Annotated in this window: 16 protein-coding genes, 3 tRNA genes and 1 pseudogene; 10 read left to right on the top strand and 10 right to left on the bottom strand. The window is 76.0% G+C overall.

Going from position 1 to position 16,852, the window contains the following annotated elements:
• Nucleotides 1-107: 107 nt before the first annotated feature.
• Nucleotides 108-1,148: pseudogene (locus VER05_RS10265) on the top strand (GAF domain-containing protein); the annotation flags it as partial.
• Between the two features lie 75 nt (nucleotides 1,149-1,223).
• On the top strand, nucleotides 1,224-1,655 hold the full coding sequence (locus VER05_RS20285) for a methyl-accepting chemotaxis protein (RefSeq protein WP_414647603.1): 432 nt from the start codon (nucleotides 1,224-1,226) through the stop codon (nucleotides 1,653-1,655).
• Between the two features lie 113 nt (nucleotides 1,656-1,768).
• On the opposite strand, the gene VER05_RS10260 is transcribed toward VER05_RS20285, so the two are convergent.
• Nucleotides 1,769-2,392, bottom strand: coding sequence for a M15 family metallopeptidase (locus VER05_RS10260; protein WP_324845256.1), 624 nt, complete (start codon nucleotides 2,390-2,392; stop codon nucleotides 1,769-1,771).
• 159 nt (nucleotides 2,393-2,551) lie between these two features.
• Between VER05_RS10260 and VER05_RS10255 the strand changes: the two genes are divergently transcribed.
• Entirely contained in the window at nucleotides 2,552-2,716 is a 165-nt protein-coding gene (locus VER05_RS10255; RefSeq protein WP_324845255.1) for a hypothetical protein, read from the top strand.
• Nucleotides 2,717-2,740: 24 nt separating this feature from the next.
• Here VER05_RS10255 and VER05_RS10250 read toward each other — a convergent pair whose 3' ends face one another.
• The 3 genes from VER05_RS10250 to VER05_RS10240 all read right to left on the bottom strand — a co-directional run bounded on the left by VER05_RS10250 (nucleotide 2,741) and on the right by VER05_RS10240 (nucleotide 6,594).
• The gene (locus VER05_RS10250; protein ID WP_324845254.1) at nucleotides 2,741-3,259 is read right to left on the bottom strand and encodes a hypothetical protein; all 519 of its coding nucleotides are present in this window, start codon (nucleotides 3,257-3,259) and stop codon (nucleotides 2,741-2,743) included.
• 116 nt (nucleotides 3,260-3,375) lie between these two features.
• Nucleotides 3,376-5,745, bottom strand: a complete 2,370-nt coding sequence (locus VER05_RS10245) for a transglycosylase domain-containing protein (protein ID WP_324845253.1) — start codon at nucleotides 5,743-5,745, stop codon at nucleotides 3,376-3,378.
• 156 nt (nucleotides 5,746-5,901) lie between these two features.
• Nucleotides 5,902-6,594, bottom strand: coding sequence for a hypothetical protein (locus tag VER05_RS10240; RefSeq protein ID WP_324845252.1), 693 nt, complete (start codon nucleotides 6,592-6,594; stop codon nucleotides 5,902-5,904).
• A 110-nt stretch (nucleotides 6,595-6,704) separates the two neighbouring features.
• Here VER05_RS10240 and VER05_RS10235 point away from each other — a divergent pair, with 110 nt between their 5' ends.
• Entirely contained in the window at nucleotides 6,705-6,992 is a 288-nt protein-coding gene (locus tag VER05_RS10235) for a DUF2087 domain-containing protein (RefSeq protein WP_324845251.1), read from the top strand.
• A 21-nt stretch (nucleotides 6,993-7,013) separates the two neighbouring features.
• Here the strand turns inward: VER05_RS10235 and VER05_RS10230 are convergent, their stop codons facing one another.
• Entirely contained in the window at nucleotides 7,014-7,352 is a 339-nt protein-coding gene (locus VER05_RS10230) for an STAS domain-containing protein (RefSeq protein WP_324845250.1), read from the bottom strand.
• Nucleotides 7,353-7,459: 107 nt separating this feature from the next.
• Nucleotides 7,460-7,774 (bottom strand): hypothetical protein, encoded by a 315-nt coding sequence (locus VER05_RS10225; RefSeq protein WP_324845249.1) that lies wholly within the window; start codon nucleotides 7,772-7,774, stop codon nucleotides 7,460-7,462.
• Between the two features lie 135 nt (nucleotides 7,775-7,909).
• Here VER05_RS10225 and VER05_RS10220 point away from each other — a divergent pair, with 135 nt between their 5' ends.
• Together VER05_RS10220 and VER05_RS10215 are read left to right on the top strand one after the other, a co-directional pair.
• Nucleotides 7,910-8,905: a response regulator gene (locus VER05_RS10220; protein WP_324845248.1), complete on the top strand. Its 996-nt coding sequence runs from the start codon at nucleotides 7,910-7,912 to the stop codon at nucleotides 8,903-8,905.
• The gene (locus VER05_RS10215; RefSeq protein ID WP_324845247.1) at nucleotides 8,902-10,554 is read left to right on the top strand and encodes a PAS domain-containing sensor histidine kinase; all 1,653 of its coding nucleotides are present in this window, start codon (nucleotides 8,902-8,904) and stop codon (nucleotides 10,552-10,554) included. The genes VER05_RS10220 and VER05_RS10215 overlap by 4 nt, the downstream gene beginning before the upstream one ends.
• Nucleotides 10,555-10,615: 61 nt before the next feature.
• On the opposite strand, the gene VER05_RS10210 is transcribed toward VER05_RS10215, so the two are convergent.
• From VER05_RS10210 to VER05_RS10200, 3 genes are all read right to left on the bottom strand, one after another.
• Nucleotides 10,616-10,688, bottom strand: a tRNA-Phe gene (locus VER05_RS10210).
• Nucleotides 10,689-10,729: 41 nt separating this feature from the next.
• Nucleotides 10,730-10,803 (bottom strand) — tRNA-Asp (locus VER05_RS10205).
• A 38-nt stretch (nucleotides 10,804-10,841) separates the two neighbouring features.
• Nucleotides 10,842-10,914 (bottom strand) — tRNA-Glu (locus tag VER05_RS10200).
• A gap of 96 nt (nucleotides 10,915-11,010) precedes the next feature.
• On the opposite strand from VER05_RS10200, the gene VER05_RS10195 reads away from it, so the two are divergent.
• From VER05_RS10195 to VER05_RS10185, 3 genes are all read left to right on the top strand, one after another.
• The gene (locus VER05_RS10195) at nucleotides 11,011-11,355 is read left to right on the top strand and encodes a metallopeptidase family protein (RefSeq protein ID WP_324845272.1); all 345 of its coding nucleotides are present in this window, start codon (nucleotides 11,011-11,013) and stop codon (nucleotides 11,353-11,355) included.
• Nucleotides 11,356-11,479: 124 nt separating this feature from the next.
• Nucleotides 11,480-13,393, top strand: a complete 1,914-nt coding sequence (locus VER05_RS10190; protein WP_324845246.1) for a DUF4914 family protein — start codon at nucleotides 11,480-11,482, stop codon at nucleotides 13,391-13,393.
• A 43-nt stretch (nucleotides 13,394-13,436) separates the two neighbouring features.
• Nucleotides 13,437-14,375, top strand: a complete 939-nt coding sequence (locus VER05_RS10185) for an LLM class flavin-dependent oxidoreductase (protein WP_324845245.1) — start codon at nucleotides 13,437-13,439, stop codon at nucleotides 14,373-14,375.
• A 47-nt stretch (nucleotides 14,376-14,422) separates the two neighbouring features.
• Here the strand turns inward: VER05_RS10185 and galE are convergent, their stop codons facing one another.
• On the bottom strand, nucleotides 14,423-15,382 hold the full coding sequence (galE, locus tag VER05_RS10180) for a UDP-glucose 4-epimerase GalE (protein ID WP_324845244.1): 960 nt from the start codon (nucleotides 15,380-15,382) through the stop codon (nucleotides 14,423-14,425).
• A gap of 137 nt (nucleotides 15,383-15,519) precedes the next feature.
• Here galE and VER05_RS10175 point away from each other — a divergent pair, with 137 nt between their 5' ends.
• A complete protein-coding gene (locus VER05_RS10175) occupies nucleotides 15,520-16,722 on the top strand; it encodes a hypothetical protein (protein WP_324845243.1) in 1,203 nt (400 codons plus the stop codon).
• Nucleotides 16,723-16,852 lie beyond the last annotated feature (130 nt).

The raw sequence follows: 16,852 nt of genomic DNA, 5'->3' as shown, positions 1-16,852 counted from the left end.
GCCGCGTTTGCCCGATTCACCCGGTTCGTGGCGCGCGATCCGCTCACGCCGGCCGATCGGGGGTCGATGGGTTCCTCGCCAGGGGAGACCGACCCACGAGGAGCCACGTGTTCACCCGCACCCGCCCGCCGTCGCCCACCGCGACCACCGAGCTGTCCGAGTCCCGCGCGAACATCGACGCCGTCACCGCGGTCGTGCACGCGCTGGCCGGCGCCTCGACCTCCGACGAGGCCGTCCGCGCGGCGCTGGACGTCGTCCGCGAGCGGTTCGACTGGGCGTACGGGTCCTACTGGCGGGTGGAGGCCGACCGCGCGCTGCACTTCGTCCAGGAGTCCGGGGACGCCGGCGACGAGTTCCGGCGCGTGACCCGCGAGGCGTCGTTCGCCGAGGGCGTCGGCCTGTCCGGGCGGGCGTGGCGGCACCGCGACCTCGTGTTCGTCGCCGACCTGGGCGAGCTCACCGACTGCGTGCGCGCCCCCGCGGCCCAGCGGGCGGGCGTCCGGTGCGGCATCTGCTTCCCGCTGCTGGAGAACGGCGTCGTCACCGGGACGATGGACTTCTTCACCACGGAGACGCTCACCCCGTCCCCGCAGCGGCTCGCGACGCTGCGCAGCATCGGGGTCCTGGTCAGCCAGGCCATCGAGCGCGTCGCGACCGCCGAGCGGCAGGCCGAGGCGCTGCAGGACATCGAGGCGGTCAACCGGGTGATCCACGAGGTCACCGGCGCGCCCACCGCCGAGGAGGCGCTGCACCGCGCGCTCGCCGCCATCCGCGAGGGCTTCGGCTGGGCCTACGGGTCGTACTGGCGGGTGGACGAGCAGCAGTGCGCGCTGACGTTCGTGCAGGAGTCGGGCGACGCGGGTGCGGAGTTCCGCGAGGTCACCCGCGCCGCGTCGTTCCGCGAGGGCGTCGGGCTGGCGGGCCGGGCGTGGCGGGCGCGGGATTTGGTGTTCGTGCCGGACCTCGGCGAGCTCACGGACTGCGTGCGGGCGCCCGCGGCGCAGCGGGTCGGCGTGAAGTCGGGGGTCTGCCTGCCGATCGTCGTGGCAAGGCGGGTCGTCGGGACGATGGACTTCTTCGCGACCACGACGCTCGCGCTGTCGCAGGGCCGGGCGGACGCGCTGCGCAACACCGCGTTCCTCGTCGCGCAGGCGCTGGAGCGGCACGCGGGCGCGGCCCGGCTGCGGACCGCCGGCGAGGAGCTGGTCACGTCGATCCAGGAGGTGGAGCGCAACGTGCTGGCGGCCACCACCGTCGCCACCGACGGGCAGCGGATCGCCCAGGACGCGAACCGCGACGTCGCGGGGCTCGGGCAGTCGAGCGCCGAGATCGGCCAGGTCGTGACGGTCATCCAGGGCATCGCCGCGCAGACGAACCTGCTCGCGCTCAACGCGACGATCGAGGCCGCGCGCGCGGGGGAGGCGGGCCGCGGGTTCGCCGTCGTCGCGCACGAGGTGAAGGAGCTCGCCAACGAGACTGCCGCGGCCACCACCCAGGTCGGCGACAAGGTGCGGACGATCCAGCACCAGGTCGACGGGGTCATCGCGTCGCTGGCGCAGATCGGCGGCGTGGTGGAGCGGATCAACGAGACGCAGCAGACGATCGGCGGGGTGCTGACCGAGCAGGTCGCGGTCACCCGCGCGATCCTCGACTGACCCCGGACGCCCTCGCTCGAGTGGAGCGTTCTGCCCGACACGCCGGCGCGTGTCGGGCAGAACGCTCCACTCGTGTCCACCCCCGGTGCCCGGGTGCCCGAGAGAGGCCCGGATCAGCCCTCGTACGCCCAGTGCCAGGGCTCGCGCGGGGTGTCCTCGACGAAGCCGTACCGGCCGCCGTTCGCGCGCATCCACGACTGCGCCGCGTCGTCCAGCCGCAGGTCGACGGCCATGCCCCAGCCGTGGTCGCTCGTGCCCGGCACCGCCGCGAGGCCGCCCTGCGAGTACAGGCCCTTGCGCGCGGCGACGTCGACCTGCGCCTCGTAGGACCGGTACGAGTCGGTGATGCCGATCGTCGCCCCGTCGCGGGCGGCGTCGGCGATCAGGCTCTCCAGCGCGTCGGCCGCGGGGGCCCACAGCCGGTGCCCGGTGCTCCCGACCTCGTGCAGCGCGTCGGCGGGGATCTTCCCGTTGCCGTAGCCGGCGAGCGCCAGCGGCACGCCGTCCGCGCCCCGGGCGGTGCTGGTCGCGGCGCCGGCGGTGGCCGCGGCCGTCCCGGTCGAGCCCGCCGCACCGGCGCCCGTGGCGGTCGACGCGCCGTCGACGGCCTGCGCGAGCGCCTGCGCGAACGCGACGCCGCTGCTGGTGGTGGTCGTGGTCGTCGGCGCCAGCGACCCGATGGTCGCCTGGATGGCGGCGATGCGCTGGTTGATCGACGCGATGCCGTCGAGGCTCATGCGGTGCGGTTCCTCCCCCGGGGGTGCACCGTTCCCCATCGGCCGGCCGGGTCCCGTCCTGAGGCGCGGACGCCGATCTGCCGCGTGATCCCGCGGCAGATCGCGACACGCGGGGCGCGGAGCGGGGCCGTGTCGGTGGTCGTGCGTACCGTCGTGGCCATGAGGAGTCAGCGGCACGTGTGCATCTGGTTCGACGACGGCGACGGCGTCGAGCTCCTGTGCGCCTGCGGCGCCCGCGCGGTGGCCGTGGTGGACGAGGAGACGGGCGACCTGGTCGTGGTCACGACGGCCGAGGAGCCGGCGCCCCTGGCCGTCTCCGCCTGACCGGCGCGCCGCGGCGGCCGCCGGTCAGCTGACCGGCACGGTCCGCCGCTCGGGCGTGAACGCGTAGAGCACGCCGTCGCGCTCGCCGACCCACCACGCCCCGCACATGACGGTGGCGGCCTGCTCCACCTCCGCCGGCCACCAGTCGGCGCGCAGCGTCGACACGGAGCGGAAGTCCGTCGGGTCCCCCTCCGCCGGGTGCGGCGCGAGCGGCCGCTCCGCCGACACCGGCACGCAGTCGGCCGGGAGGTCGGTCAGCCCGGCGCGCATCGTGACGATCTGCTCGGCCCCGCCCGGCCGCTGCTTGACCCGCACCTCCGTGGCGCCGTCCGGCACCCACGCGGGCAGCGTCTCGGCGGCCTTCCCGTCCGCGCCCGTGGCGAACGTGGCGGCGCGCGGGTCGGGCTGCCGGCCGAGCACGTCGGCGACCGCCCCGCCGCAGGCGCTCAGCGTGAGCGCGGCCGCGGCGGCCAGCGACAGCGCGCCGAGCAGCCGGCGCTCGGGGGTGCGCGGCGGGGTGCTGGTGAGCGGGGTGCCGTCCATGCCCTCGACGCTACGGGTGGGGTCCGCGCGGCCGCGTCGGCTCCCGGGACGGTCGTGCCGGCCCGGCCGTCATCCCGCAGACGGACCCGCCGCTCCGCCCGGGGGCGGGCCCACGGTCAGGGCGGTGCCGGGGGAGCGGCGGGCGGTGCCGCCGGGGGCGCCTCCGGCGGCGGCGCGGGGGCGGGCCCGGCCGACGGCACGATCGTCACCGTCGAGCCGATCGTCGCGGTGCCCGTCGGGCTCTGCCGCAGCACGGTCCCCGGGGCGGCCGCATCGGGCTCGGCCGCGCCGACGGAGACCCGGAACCCGGCCCGCTCCAGCGCGCGCTGGGCCGCGCCGACGTCCCGCCCGACGACCGACGGCACCGGCAGCTGCTTGCCGAGCACCTCGTCCTGCCCCGGGGGCGCGAACGCCGGGACGGCCTGCCCCTCGAGCGCCGGGATCATGAACGACTTCCAGATCGGCACCGCCACCGACGACCCGAACACGTTCCGGATGGTCCGCCCGTTGATCGTGATGCGCTGCATGGGGAGCATCCGGTCCGCGAACCCGACCCACACCGCGGTCGCCCGCAGCGGCGTGTACCCCACGAACCAGGTGTGCTCGTTGTGCGACGTGGTCCCGGTCTTGCCGGCCGACGGGAACGGCGGCGGGTCGGTCGACGCCGTGCCGCTCCACACGTTCTGCAGCGCGTACGTCACGGCGTTGGCGACCCGCGGCTCCAGGGCGCCCGGGGTGCAGCCGCCGGGCGGCACGGGCAGCGCCTGCCCGTCGGTGTCCGTCACGGACAGGATCGCGACCGGCACGCAGTAGGTGCCGCCGGCGGCGAACGCGGCGAACGCGGCGGCCATCGACAGCGGCGACACCGAGTCGGAGCCCAGGACGTTTGCGGGCAGCGGGTCGAACGCGCCGTCGCCGGAGGACCCGCCGGCCTTATGGATGCCCAGGGCGCTCGCGGTGTCGAACACCCCGCAGATGTCGATCTGGGACGCCATCGCGATGTAGCCGGAGTTCACCGAGTTCCGGGTGGCGTCGAGCACGCTCATCACGCCGCCGGACCGCGGGCCCTCGGCGTTGGCGAACCGGTACTCCGTGCGGGGGTCCAGGCGGGTGCAGGAGGTCCGGAACTCGCTGAACCGGTAGGAGAACCGGGTGCCGTTCACCCGCTCCGAGAGGCTGTGGCCCTCCTTCAGCCACTCGGCGAGCGTGAACGGCTTGAACGTCGAGCCCGGCGGGAAGCCGCTGCCGCCGCCGTACGCGAAGTCGGCGCTGTAGTTGACCGCGGTCTCGCGGTCGCCGTGCTCCGCGGTGTTGTTGTACCGGCGGTTCTGCGCCATCGAGGTGATCTTCCCGGTGCCGGGCTCGACCGTGACGAGCGCGGTCGCGACGCCCGACGGGTCGTCCGCGGGCACCCCGCCCTGCACCGCGGCGGCGGCGAGGCCCTGCTCGCGCGCGTCGAGGGTGGTCGTGATGGTGAGCCCGCCGCGGTAGAGCCGGTCGATCCGCTCCGCCTCCGTCGCGCCGAACGCCGGGTCGTTCCGGATCACCTTCGTCACGTAGTCGCAGAAGTAGCCGGAGCCGGGGACCGTCACCTCCGCCGCCATGCAGCCGACCGGCCGGGTGTCGACGCGCAGGGTGTCGGCGATGGGCGTGGCGAGTCCCGCCGCGACCTCGTCGGCGGTCAGGTAGCCCTGCTCCTGCATGAGCCGCAGCACGAGGTCGCGCCGCTGCTGCGCGGTCTCCGGGTTGCGCACGGGGTCGTACGCGGTCGGGCTCTGGGTGATGCCGGCGATGGTCGCCGCCTCGAGGTACGACACCTGGGCGGCGGGCTTGCTGAAGTACCGCTGGGCCGCGGCCTCGACGCCGTAGGTGTTCACACCGAACTGGGCGATGTTGAGGTAGGCCTCGAGGATCTGGTCCTTGGTCATCTCCTTCTCGAGCGCGATCGCGAGCTTCGCCTCCCGCAGCTTGCGCGCGTACCCCTCGGGCCCGCTGGCCTCCCGGGCGGCCTCGGCCCCGGCGGCGTCGCCGGCGCGGACGGCCTGCTCGATCAGGACGTTCTTCACGTACTGCTGGGTGAGGGTGGAGGCGCCCTCGGTGCGGCCCGAGGACTGCAGGTTCCGGACCAGGGCGCGGACCATCCCCTCCGGGTCGATCCCGCCGTGCTGGTAGAACCGCTTGTCCTCGATCGCGATCACGGCCTGCTGCAGCGGCCCGGCGACCGCGGTCAGCGGCACGACGACCCGGTTCTCGGCCCAGAACGTCGCCAGCACGGTCGTGCCGTCCGACGCGAGGACCGTCGACCGCTCGGACAGCGGCTGCCGCTCGATCTCCGACGGCAGGTCCTGGAACGCCTCGACCGCGAGGTCCGTCGTGCCGTTCGCGACCGCCACGGTCGGCAGCAGCAGGGCCGCCGTCAGCACGCCGCCGAGCACGGCCACGAGGACGAACGCCAGCACCAGCGCGACCGCCCTCGTGACGGTCATGCGCCGGGCGGTTCGACCCCCGCCGGGTGCCATGTGCGCCACGGTAGGGCGTCCGGGCGCAGGTCGCGCCCGGTCGCGGGGTGAGTTCATCCCCGCGGGGTGAGGGGGCGGGGCCCGCCGGTCGCGGGTCCCGGGCGGGCCGCGCCCCCCCCGGCGTCAGAAGTCGCCGCCCCCGAAGTCGCCGCCGAAGTCGCCGCCGAACCCGCCCGCGTCGCCCCAGCCGCCGCCGTCGCCGCCCCAGCCGCCGCCGTCGGCGGAGACGTCGCCGCCGTCCGCGTACCCGTCCGCGCCGGCGTCGGCGGCCGGGTCCGCCCCGGCGTCCGCCCCTGCGTCAGCGGCGGCGTCGCCGGAGTCGGACAGGTCGAACAGGCTGTCGGCGATCGCCGTGCCGACGAACGCGCCGGCCACGCTGGCGAGCAGCGAGCCGGCGATCACGCCGCCCATCCCCACGCCGCCGCCGAACCCGCCCCCGACGCCGCCGGTGCGGCCGAACGACCGCTCCAGGGTGCCGGGCTGCCGCAGCTCCGCGCGGGTGGCCATCCGGGCGAGGGAGCGGGGGTCGTCGTCCGCGGCGCGCTCGCCGGGCGGCACCTCGGCCCCGAGGCCGTCGAGCACCTGCCGGCGCTGCTCCGGCGTCAGCTGCGCGAACGCCTCGGCGTGCGCCTGCTCGATCGCGTCCGGCGGGGCGGTGCGCAGCAGGTAGCGGTAGCGCTCGATCGCCGCCTGGTCGGGGTCGGCGGGCCGCTGCCCGGCGCCCTTGGGTGCGCCGTACGGCTGCCCGTACGGCTGCTGCGGGTACGGCTGCTGCTGCCGGGGCTCGCGGCCCAGCAGCCGGTCCAGGAAGCCCATGGTCGTCCCCTCTCGTCGTGTGTGGGTCGAACGGCCCGGCCCGCGCCGCGGTTCCCGGAGGCGCGGGAATCGGGTGGGAATCGGGCGGGGCCGCTGCCTACGCTGCCGCCATGGCCGACGACACGCCCGCCGACCCCGCGCGGTTCCTCGTCCGCGGGCGGCTCGAGAACCTGCCCCGGCGCCGCGCCGACCGCGACCTCGTGCTCCGCTGGGTGGCGCAGGGCGTGCTCCCGCTCGAGGAGCCCGTCGGCGAGCGCGCGCTGACCGGCCGGCTGGCGGGGCTGGCCCGCGACCCCGTCGGCCTGCGCCGCGAGCTCGTCGAGGCGGGCCTCGTCACCCGCACCCGCGACGGCGCGGAGTACTGGCGGACCCGCGTGACGGAGTTCGACCCGCTCTGACCGCCGCGCCGGCGGCCCGGGTCAGGACAGGGCGGCGAACGCGTCCGCGACGGTCTCGTGCGGCGGCAGCACCCGGATCATCGTCGTCAGCGTGAGCACGTCGAGCACCTGCCCCGTCGGCCGCGCGATCGTGAGGTCGCCGCCCGCCGTGCGCGTCGCGCGCAGCCCGGCGATGAGCGCGCCCAGGCCGGAGGAGTCCAGGAATGTCGTCTCCTCCAGGTCGACGACGAGCTTGGTGCGCCCCTGCTCGACCAGGTCGGCGATCACCGTGCGCAGCTCCGGGGCGTCACCGGCGGTGAGCCGCCCCCGGGGCCGCAGGACCACCACGGGCCCCCCGATCCGCTGCACCGCGATCTCCACGTCCGCCCCTTCCGCCGCGCGTGCCGGCGCGCGCCGGCGGACCCCACCCTAGGCAACCGCGCCCGCCCCCGCCGCGCGCGTCCAGGTGCTGCGACCCCTGCGACCCCTCACCCCGCGGGGCGCACCCGGGCCTCGTGCAGCGGCAGGTCGTCGTCCCCCAGGTCGGTCCGCCAGCCGCCGACCACCCGCAGCCCCGCGACGTCCAGGTGCGGCGCGATGATCTCGGCGAGCGGGGTCGGCCAGTCGGGCGCGCTGAGCCGCTCGCGGCCCAGCGGCTCGCCGGCGTCGTCCCGGACCGTCAGGGTCCACACGAGGTCCCCCTCGCCGGACGCGTCGGGCGAGTGGACGGTCACCGTCCGCGCCCGCGCGAGCGTCGCGTCGTCGAGCGCCGCCAGGCGCGGCAGGTCCGAGTGGTGCGGCATCGTCGCCTCCCCGTCCGATGACGGCATCATGCGCGCGGCCCTCGCGGCTCGGCCGCCGCCGCGCCGGGGGATCTGCGAGCATGGCCGGGGCGGGCCGCCGCGGTCGCCCGGCACCCGAACCACCTGGGGGACTGCTTGACCGGCTCTGCGTTCCGGGTCGTCGTGCTCGACGACGACCCCGACGTCGCCGCGTACACCGGGGCCGTGCTGGAGCGTCGCGCGGGGTGCGAGGTGGTCGTGCTGCACGACGCCTCGGACATCGCGGGCACGCTCGCGCGGTTCGACCCGGACGTCGTGGTCACCGACATCGAGATGCCCGGCACGTCCGGCCTCGAGCTCGCCGGCCTGCTGCGCGAGCGGGCGCCGGACGTCGGCGTCGTGGTGATGACGGCGCACGTCTCGGTCGAGTACGCCGTCGGCGCCCTGCGGCAGCGGGCCGACGAGTTCCTCACCAAGCCGGTCGCCGCCGGCCAGCTGGTCGAGGTGGTGCGCCGGCTCGCCGAGCGCCGCCGCGCGGCGCGGGCCGCCCGGCCGGTGGTGCTGGCGGTGGGCGCGCACCCCGACGACGTGGAGATCGGCGCGGGCGGCATCCTCGCGGCGCACCGGGCGGCGGGGGACCCGGTCGTGGTGCTCACACTGTCCCGGGGCGCGCGCGGCGGGGACGTCGCGGACCGGCAGGGCGAGTCGCGCGCCGCGGCCGGGCTGATCGGCGCCCGGCTGCTCCTCGAGGACCTCCCGGACACCCTGATCCCGGTCGCCGGCCCGACCCTCGAGATCGTCGAGCGGGTGGTCGACGAGGTGCGGCCGTCGGTCGTCTACACGCACAGCGAGAACGACCGGCACCAGGACCACCGCGCCGTGCACGCCGCGACGATGGTCGCGACCCGCGGGACCGGCACCGTCGCGTGCTTCCAGAGCCCGTCGGCGACGGTCGACTACCGGCCCAACCGGTTCGTCACGATCGACGACCACCTGGAGACCAAGCTCGCGATGCTCGCCTGCTTCGCGTCCCAGGCCGGCATCCGGGACTACCTGGAGCCGGACTTCGTGCGCGCGACCGCGCGGTACTGGTCGCGGTTCGGCACCGGACGCGCCGTCGAGCCGCTGGAGATCGTCCGGGACACCGCGTGACGTCGCGGGCCCGCGACCGCACCGTGCTGCTGAAGCACGCCCCCACGCTGCTCGCCGTCCTGCTGGGCGCGGCGCTCGGGGCCGCGGCGCCGGGCGCGGCGGTCACCGACCCCGGCGCCGTGCTCGCCGGCGCGCTCGTCCTGGCGGCCGCGACGGCGCTCGCCCTCGTCGCCGCCGCGCGCCCGCCGGCCGCCACCCGGCGCGCGGCCGACGCGTGGGCCGCCGGCGACGGCTGGGCGGTCGCGGTGCCGCTGCTGTCGATCCTCGCCGTGGGGCTGCTGCGCGCCGGGACCGGCGGGGCGGGGTCGCTGCTCGGCGCGGTGCTGGTGCTGCCGGTGATCTGGGTCGCGGCCGAGCCCGGGCGGTGGGCCGTCGTGCTGGCGGCCGGGGCGTCCTGCCTCGCGCTGCTGCTCCCGGCGCTGCCCGGCCTGGACGGGCACCCGGACGACCTCGCCTGGTGGCGCGCGGGGTTCGCGCCGGTGGTCTACGCGCTCGCGGCGCTGACGGTGAACGAGCTGGCGCGCCGGCTCCGCCGGCACCTCGCCCGGCTCCGGGACGCGGACCGGCTCACGCGGAGCGTGCTCGACGCCGTCACCGAGCAGGCGGTCGTCGGCACCGGCCCGGACGGCGTGGTCGACGTGTGGAACCCGGGGGCGGAGCGGCTGCTGGGCCGGACCGCGGCCGCGGCCCAGGGCGCCCTGCGGGCCGACGAGCTGGTCGCGCCCGCCGAGCTCCAGGAGCGCTGGCGCCGGACCGGCGCGACGACACCGTTCGCGGCGCTGGTCGCCGAGGTGGCGCCCGGCCGCCCGGAGGCCTCGGAGTGGACCTGGCTGCGCCCGGACGGCTCGCCCGTGCCCGTGCAGGTGTCCACGACGGCCCGGCTGGACGGCGACGGCCGGCTCCTGGGGTACCTGTTCGTCGCGACCGACGCGACCGCCGTGCACGAGGCCGCCCGGCTGCAGGACCAGTTCACCGGGATGATCTCGCACGAGCTGCGCACCCCGGTGAGCGCGATCGTGGGCCACCTGGACCTGCTCCGGGACGACCCGCTCACGCCCGACCAGCAGCGCTCCGTCGAGGTCGCCGAGCGGAACGCGGCCCGCCTGCTGCGCCTGGTGGACGACCTGCTGTTCACCGCCCGGGTGGACGCGGGGCGGTTCCCGCTGGCGCTCGCGGACGTGGACGTGGCGGAGGTGGCGCGCGCGGCGGTGGAGTCGGCGCGGCCGGCGGCGGACCGGGCCGGGGTGGCCCTGACGGTCGACGTGCCGGGGGAGCCGGTGCCGCTGCGGGCCGACGCCGTCCGGCTGGCGCAGGTGTGCGACAACCTGCTGTCGAACGCGGTGAAGTTCACCCCGGCCGGCGGCACGGTGACGGCGCGGGTGACGGCCACGGTCGACCACGTGCGGCTGGCGGTCGCGGACACCGGGCTGGGGATCCCCGCCGACGAGGTGGACCGGCTGTTCTCCCGGTTCTTCCGGACGACCACGGCGACCCGGAACGCGGTGCCGGGCGTCGGGCTCGGGCTGGCGATCACGCGGTCCGTGGTGGTGGCGCACGGCGGCGTGATGGAGGTCACGAGCGCCGAGGGGGCGGGGACCACGTTCACGGCGGTGCTGCCGCGCCGGCGGCGGGAGCCGGCCGCGGGCTGAGCGCGCGGCCCGGAGGACGACGAAGCCCCGCCTCGCCAGGGGCGATGCGGGGCTTCCTCGGTGGCTCCGACCGGCGTCGATCCGGTGACCTTTCGATTTTCAGTCGAACGCTCTACCAACTGAGCTACAGAGCCTCGATACGACGACACCGGCCCAGAGGACCGGTGTGATCGAGCGACCCCGACGGGACTTGAACCCGCGACCTCCGCCGTGACAGGGCGGCGCGCTAACCAACTGCGCTACGGGGCCTCGTTGTGAGACCTATTCTTCCACATGCACGGAGCTCGTACCCCCAACGGGATTCGAACCCGTGCTACCGCCGTGAAAGGGCGGGGTCCTGGGCCGCTAGACGATGGGGGCTTGCGCCCCTGACGTCGAGGCGTCTTCAGACCGAGGAATACGTTACGGGTAGGTCGGCGGATCCACCAAATCGGCGAGGATGGGCGCGTGATCGACATGTCGCGCGAGGACTTCGAGGACGCCGTCCGGGACGGCCTGGACCGCATCCCCGACGAGCTCGCCGCCCGGATGGACAACGTGGTCGTGCTGGTGGAGGACGACGCGCCGGCCGACGACCCCGACCTGCTCGGGCTGTACGAGGGCGTGCCGCTGACCGAACGCGGGGAGTTCTGGGCCGCGGGCTCGCTGCCGGACCGGATCACGATCTTCCGCCGGCCGACCCTGGCGATCTGCGCGGACCGCGACGAGGTGGCCGAGGAGGTGGCGGTCACGGTGGTGCACGAAGTCGCGCACCACTTCGGCATCGACGACGAGCGGCTGCACGAGCTCGGCTGGGCCTGACGCGCCGGGGCGGCGGCCCTGGGTGGGGGCCAAGGTCCCGTATCCCTGACGTCCGGTGCTCGTAATGTCCGGGTCAAGCGCGCCCTCGTGGCGCCCCGGAGGCCTCGACGCGTAGGGAGCCCACATGACCGCGGATCCGACCCTGGACCTGTCCAGCGTGCACCTGGCGCGGGACGTCCGCGCCGTGCTCGACGCCAGCCCGCGCGTGATCGTGCCGCGGTCCCGGGTGGAGCTGTACGAGCTGGCCGTGGGCGGCCCGGACGGCGGCCCGACCTTCGCGGTCGAGTACGACGTCGACGGCGCGCCGTACCGCGAGGCCGACGTCGCGCGGTGCCGGAACGGGCTCGCGGTGAACTACCCCGAGGACTACATGCGCCGCCGGGACCCGGACTGCATGCGGATCGCCGACGGTCTGCCGACGGACAAGCCCCGGTACAGGGACGTCTACGGCGAGGACTTCGACCCGGTCCGCGCGCAGACGCTGGCGTGGCTCGCGACCCAGGAGCTCGTCGTGGTGCCGTTCCGGGCCGGCGGCCCGGCGGTCGGCTACCCGTCGCTGGCGATCTGCCCGGCGAACGCGGCCTTCTTCGCGCTCACGCTGGTCGACCTGCAGGGCTGGGTGACCTTCGAGGAGCTCGGCCCGTTCGACCCGCGGTCGATCCTCTACGTCGCCCCGCCGTTCCGGCACACCCGGTTCGGCGGGCGCCAGGTCGTCGTGCACGACCGGTCCGAGCGGCTGCACGAGGTGTGGGCGTACAACCTGTACCCCGGCCCGAGCGCCAAGAAGGGCGTGTTCTCGGTGCTGCTCGACATCGGGGAGCGCGAGGGCTGGCTGACCGCGCACGCCTCGTCGGTCCGCGTGACCACGCCGTACGAGAACGAGACCGTGATCATGCACGAGGGCGCCTCGGGCGGCGGCAAGTCCGAGATGTGCCAGGAGATCCGGCGCGAGGACGACGGGCGGATCCTCGTCGGCACGAACGTGGTGCGCGACGAGCCGTACCACCTCACCCTCGGCGAGACCTCGGCGCTCGCGCCCGTCACCGACGACATGACGCTCTGCCACCCGTCCGTGCAGCGGGGCGACGGCCGGCTCACCGTGTCCGACGCGGAGGCGGGCTGGTTCGTCCGGGTCGACAACCTGACCGCCTACGGCGAGGACGTCGCGCTGGAGCGGGCCGTCATCGAGCCCGACCAGCCGCTGGTGTTCCTGTCGATCGACGGCGTCCCGGGCGCCACGGCCCTGCCGTGGGAGCACACCCTCGACTCGACGGGCCGGCGGTGCCCGAACCCCCGGGTCGTCATCCCGCGGTCGTCGATCAAGAACGTGGTCGCGGAGCCGCAGCCGGTCGACGTGCGCACGTTCGGCGTCCGGATGCCGCTGTGCACCCGGGACGCACCGACCTACGGGATCATGGGGATGATGCACGTCGTCCCGCCCGCCCTGGCGTGGGTCTGGCGGCTGATCGCGCCGCGCGGGGACAAGAACCCCTCGATCGGGGAGAGCGCCGACGTCACCGCGGCGCTCGCGCACGGCGGCATGGTGGCCGAGGGCGTCGGGTCGTACTGGCCGTTCGCCACCGGCACCAAGGTCGCGGCGGCGAACCTGCTGCTGCGCCAGCTGGTCGAGAACGACCGCACCCGGTACGTGCTGACGCCGAACCAGCACATCGGCGCGTACCACGTGGGGTTCTCCGCCGAGTGGCTGACCCGCGAGTACCTGGCCCGGCGCGGCGCCGGGCGGATCCGCCGGGAGCAGCTCGCGCCGGCCCGCTGCGCGCTGTTCGGCTACCGGCCGACCGAGATGAAGCTCGACGGCCAGCAGATCCGGCCGACGCTGCTCCAGCCGGAGTACCAGACGCACGTCGGCCCGGAGGCGTACGACGCGGGCGCCGCCGTGCTGCAGGGGTTCTTCGCGAGCGAGCTGCAGCGGTTCCTCACCGACGACCTCGACCCGCTGGGCCGGCGGATCATCGAGATGTGCCTCGCGGGGGCGCCGGTCGAGGCGTACGAGGAGCTGACGCCGCTGCACCTGTAGCCGCACCCGCCGGGGCCGCGCGGGGCGTGGCTACGCTCGGTCCGTGACCGCCGAGACGACCGCCGACGCCCCGCCCGCCGCCGCCCGCCCGCGCCTCGGCGTGGTGCTCCTGCCCCAGCAGCGCTGGGCGGACGCGCGGCACACCTGGCGGCGCGCCGAGGAGCACGGGTTCGACCACGCCTGGACCTACGACCACCTGGCGTGGCGGACGCTCGCCGACGAGCCGTGGTTCGCCACGGTCCCGCTGCTCGCCGCCGCGGCCGCGGTCACCGAGCGGATCCGGCTGGGCACCTGGGTGGCGTCGCCGAACTTCCGGCACCCGGTGCCGTTCGCCAAGGACGTCATGGGGCTGGACGACGTCGCCGGCGGCCGGTTCCTGCTCGGGCTGGGCGCCGGCGGCGAGGGGTTCGACGCCGGCGTGCTCGGCCCGGCCCCGACGCGCGGCGAGCGCACCCGGCGGTTCGAGGAGTTCGTCGAGCTGCTGGACCGGCTGCTCACCCACCCGGTGACCGACCACGAGGGCACGTTCTACGAGGCGCACGGCGCGCGGATGCACCCGGGCACGATCGCCCGGCCGCGCACCCCGTTCGTGGTCGCCGCGGGCGGGCCGCGCACGATGGCGCTCGCCGCCCGGTACGGGCAGGGCTGGGCGACCTACGGCCCGGTGTTCGCGCCCGACGAGCAGCCCGCGTCCCCGGCCGCCGCGCAGGAGGCCTGGTGGGCCGGGCTCGCCGAGCAGGTCGACCAGCTGCGCGAGATCGCGGGCCGGCTCGCCCCGGACGGCCGGGTGCCGGACCTGTACCTCAACCTCGACGGGGCGCCGGTGTTCTCCCTGACGTCCGCGGCGACGCTGGTCGAGGGCGTCGAGCGCGCCGCGGACCTCGGGTTCACGGACGTGGTCGTGCACTGGCCCCGCGCGGAGGGGATCTACGCGGGGTCCGAGGACGTGCTGGCGGACGGGCTCTCGCGCCTGGGCCGCTGACGCGGGCCGGGGCGCGGCGGGCCGGGGCGTCCGGCCCGCCCGCGGCCTCAGCGGGCCTGCCGCGCCTCCCAGGCGCTCGCGACCATCTCGGTCAGCGTGTGCCGCATGACCCAGTCGAGGTCCCGGGCCGCGGCCTCGCCGGACGCGACGATGCGCGCCGGGTCGCCCGGCCGCCGGGGGGCGATCTCCGGCTCGAACGCGATGCCCGTGGCCTGCGCCATCGCGGTCATGATCTCGCGCACGGACACCCCGTCGCCGGAGCCCAGGTTGTAGACCCGCTGCAGCTCCCGGCCCTCGGACAGCGCGCGCGCCGCGGCGACGTGCGAGGTGGCCAGGTCGGCGACGTGCACGTAGTCCCGCACGCAGGTGCCGTCGGGGGTGGCGTAGTCGTCGCCGTTGATCCGCGGGGTGCGCCCGTCGGCGAGCGCGTCCAGCACCAGCGGGAACAGGTTGTGCGGGCTGGTGTCGGACAGCTCCGGCGTGCCCGAGCCGACCACGTTGAAGTACCGCAGCGAGGTGTGCGCGAGGTCCGTCGCCCGGCCCTGGTCGCGGAGCAGCCACTCGCCGATCAGCTTCGACTCGCCGTAGGGCGACTCGGGCGCGGTCGGGGTGTCCTCGGTGACGAGGTCGACGTCCGGGGTGCCGTACACCGCGGCGCTCGACGAGAACACGATGCGGCGGACGTCCGCGGCGGCCATCGCCTCGAGCAGCCGCGCCGTGCCCGTGACGTTCTGGTCGTACGTGTGCAGCGGGCGCTGCACCGAGACGCCGGCGTACTTGAACCCGGCCAGGTGCACGACGCCCGTGACGCCGTGCTCGCGGAGCGCCGCGGTCACCAGGTCGGTGTCGAGGATCGAGCCCTGCACGAACGGCACGTCGTCGGGGACGAAGCCCCGGTGCCCCGAGGACAGGTCGTCGAGGACCACGGCCCCGATGCCCACCTGCCCGAACGCCCGCACCACGTGCGAACCGATGTACCCAGCGCCTCCGGTGACCAGCCACGTCATGCGGCCCACCCTAGCGCGGATCGCGGGCCGAGATGGTGCTTCGTGTCCGGATGCGGTGGTTTGTGTTCGGTGGCGGGGTGCGTCCGTAAGTGGTCCGCGGGCGCCTGCGTGGACCTGCGCGTGGCCAGGATGTCGGCGTGAGCGCCACCTTCCCCGCTGCCGGACGACGCCTCGCGGCCTGCGCCCTCGGGCTCGCCGCGCTGGTGGTGGCCGCTGTCCTGCCGTCCGGTGCGCAGTTCGCCGACCCCGGCGCGGTCCGGGCCGCGTTCGGGGCGGCGGAGCCGGTCCCGGTCCTGCTGGGCGGCGGCGTCGACGCCGGGGACGCGTGGTCGTTGGGCTGGGAGGCCGACGGGCGGCTGTACAGCTGGGGTGCCAACGGCCGCGGAGAGCTCGGCCAGGGGGCGGAGGGCGACCCGGTCCTCCGCCCGGTGCCGGTGGCGCTGCCGGACGGGCAGCGGGTCCGGCAGGCGGCGGCCGGGATCAACCTGGGCATCGCGCTGACCGACGACGGTGGCGTCTGGACCTGGGGGAACCCCGACGTCGGGGGCAACACCGCCACGCCGCAGCGGCTCGCCTTCTTCGACGGCCTCGGCGACCCGGTGGCCGGGGTGGACGCGGGCGGTTACTACTACCTCGCCTGGACCGAGGCGGGCGCGCTGTACTCCTGGGGCAACCCGACGGCGCGGCTCGGGCGGTCCGCGACGGACGCGCAGGAGCCGCGCCGGGTCACCGCCCAGGGTCTCGACGGCCGGGTCGTCACGACGGCGTCCGCCGGGCGGTTCCACGGCGCCGCGGTGACGGCGGGCGGGGTCGTCGTCTGGGGCGAGTCCAACGGCGACCGCACGGGGCGCGCCGTGGCGGCGCCCGCGGCGGGCGAGCTCCTCTCGGTCGCGGCGGGCAACCGCACGACGCTGCTCGTCGCGGCCGACGGCACCCTGTGGACCACGGACGGCGCGGCGACCGCCACCCAGGTGGCCGGGCTCGCCGGGATCGTGGGTGCCTCGATCTCGTCGCCCGTCCAGGGCGCCTCGTCGGCCTGGGCCTGGGACGCCGACGGGAGCCTGTGGGCCTGGGGTGCCAACGCCACCGGCCTGCTCGGGCTGGGCGCCGTCGACGCGTCCGTCGCCTCCCCGACGTCGGTGCTCCTGCCTCCCGACGCGATCGGCGGCGACGCTTCGCGGGCGCCCCGGGTCGCGGCCGGTGCCACCCACGCGCTGTACGACTCCGGCGAGGGGACGTTCGCCGCGGCGGGCGACAACGGCTCCGGGCAGCTCGGCGACGGCAGCATGCAGGGCCGCACGACGTTCCAGGTGACGATCCCGGTCGCCGGCTGGCCCTGACGAATGCGGCCGGGAGTGGTGCGATCCGGCCCCCGATGCGGCAGAGTGCACCGCAGGCCGCCGGTGGGGCGGCCGCGGCGACCGGCGCCGTGGCCGGCGCTCCGGTGGCGGCGCGCGAGATGCTCAGTAT

This window comes from Cellulomonas sp. (genome assembly GCF_035634735.1).
GTDB lineage: Bacteria > Actinomycetota > Actinomycetes > Actinomycetales > Cellulomonadaceae > Cellulomonas.
Note: the sequence above shows the minus strand (reverse complement) of the source record. Positions and strands in the feature narration are given on the sequence as shown.

Excerpts from the sequence above, each read along its gene's own strand:
- VER05_RS10195 (WP_324845272.1), top strand. The coding sequence starts at position 11,011 with ATGTCGCGCGAGGACTTCGAGGACGCCGTCCGGGACGGCCTGGACCGC.
- galE (WP_324845244.1), bottom strand. The coding sequence starts at position 15,382 with ATGACGTGGCTGGTCACCGGAGGCGCTGGGTACATCGGTTCGCACGTG.
- VER05_RS10190 (WP_324845246.1), top strand. The coding sequence starts at position 11,480 with ATGACCGCGGATCCGACCCTGGACCTGTCCAGCGTGCACCTGGCGCGG.
- VER05_RS10260 (WP_324845256.1), bottom strand. The coding sequence starts at position 2,392 with ATGAGCCTCGACGGCATCGCGTCGATCAACCAGCGCATCGCCGCCATC.
- VER05_RS10240 (WP_324845252.1), bottom strand. The coding sequence starts at position 6,594 with ATGGGCTTCCTGGACCGGCTGCTGGGCCGCGAGCCCCGGCAGCAGCAG.
- VER05_RS10250 (WP_324845254.1), bottom strand. The coding sequence starts at position 3,259 with ATGGACGGCACCCCGCTCACCAGCACCCCGCCGCGCACCCCCGAGCGC.
- VER05_RS10245 (WP_324845253.1), bottom strand. The coding sequence starts at position 5,745 with ATGACCGTCACGAGGGCGGTCGCGCTGGTGCTGGCGTTCGTCCTCGTG.
- VER05_RS10255 (WP_324845255.1), top strand. The coding sequence starts at position 2,552 with ATGAGGAGTCAGCGGCACGTGTGCATCTGGTTCGACGACGGCGACGGC.
- VER05_RS10225 (WP_324845249.1), bottom strand. The coding sequence starts at position 7,774 with ATGCCGCACCACTCGGACCTGCCGCGCCTGGCGGCGCTCGACGACGCG.
- VER05_RS10235 (WP_324845251.1), top strand. The coding sequence starts at position 6,705 with ATGGCCGACGACACGCCCGCCGACCCCGCGCGGTTCCTCGTCCGCGGG.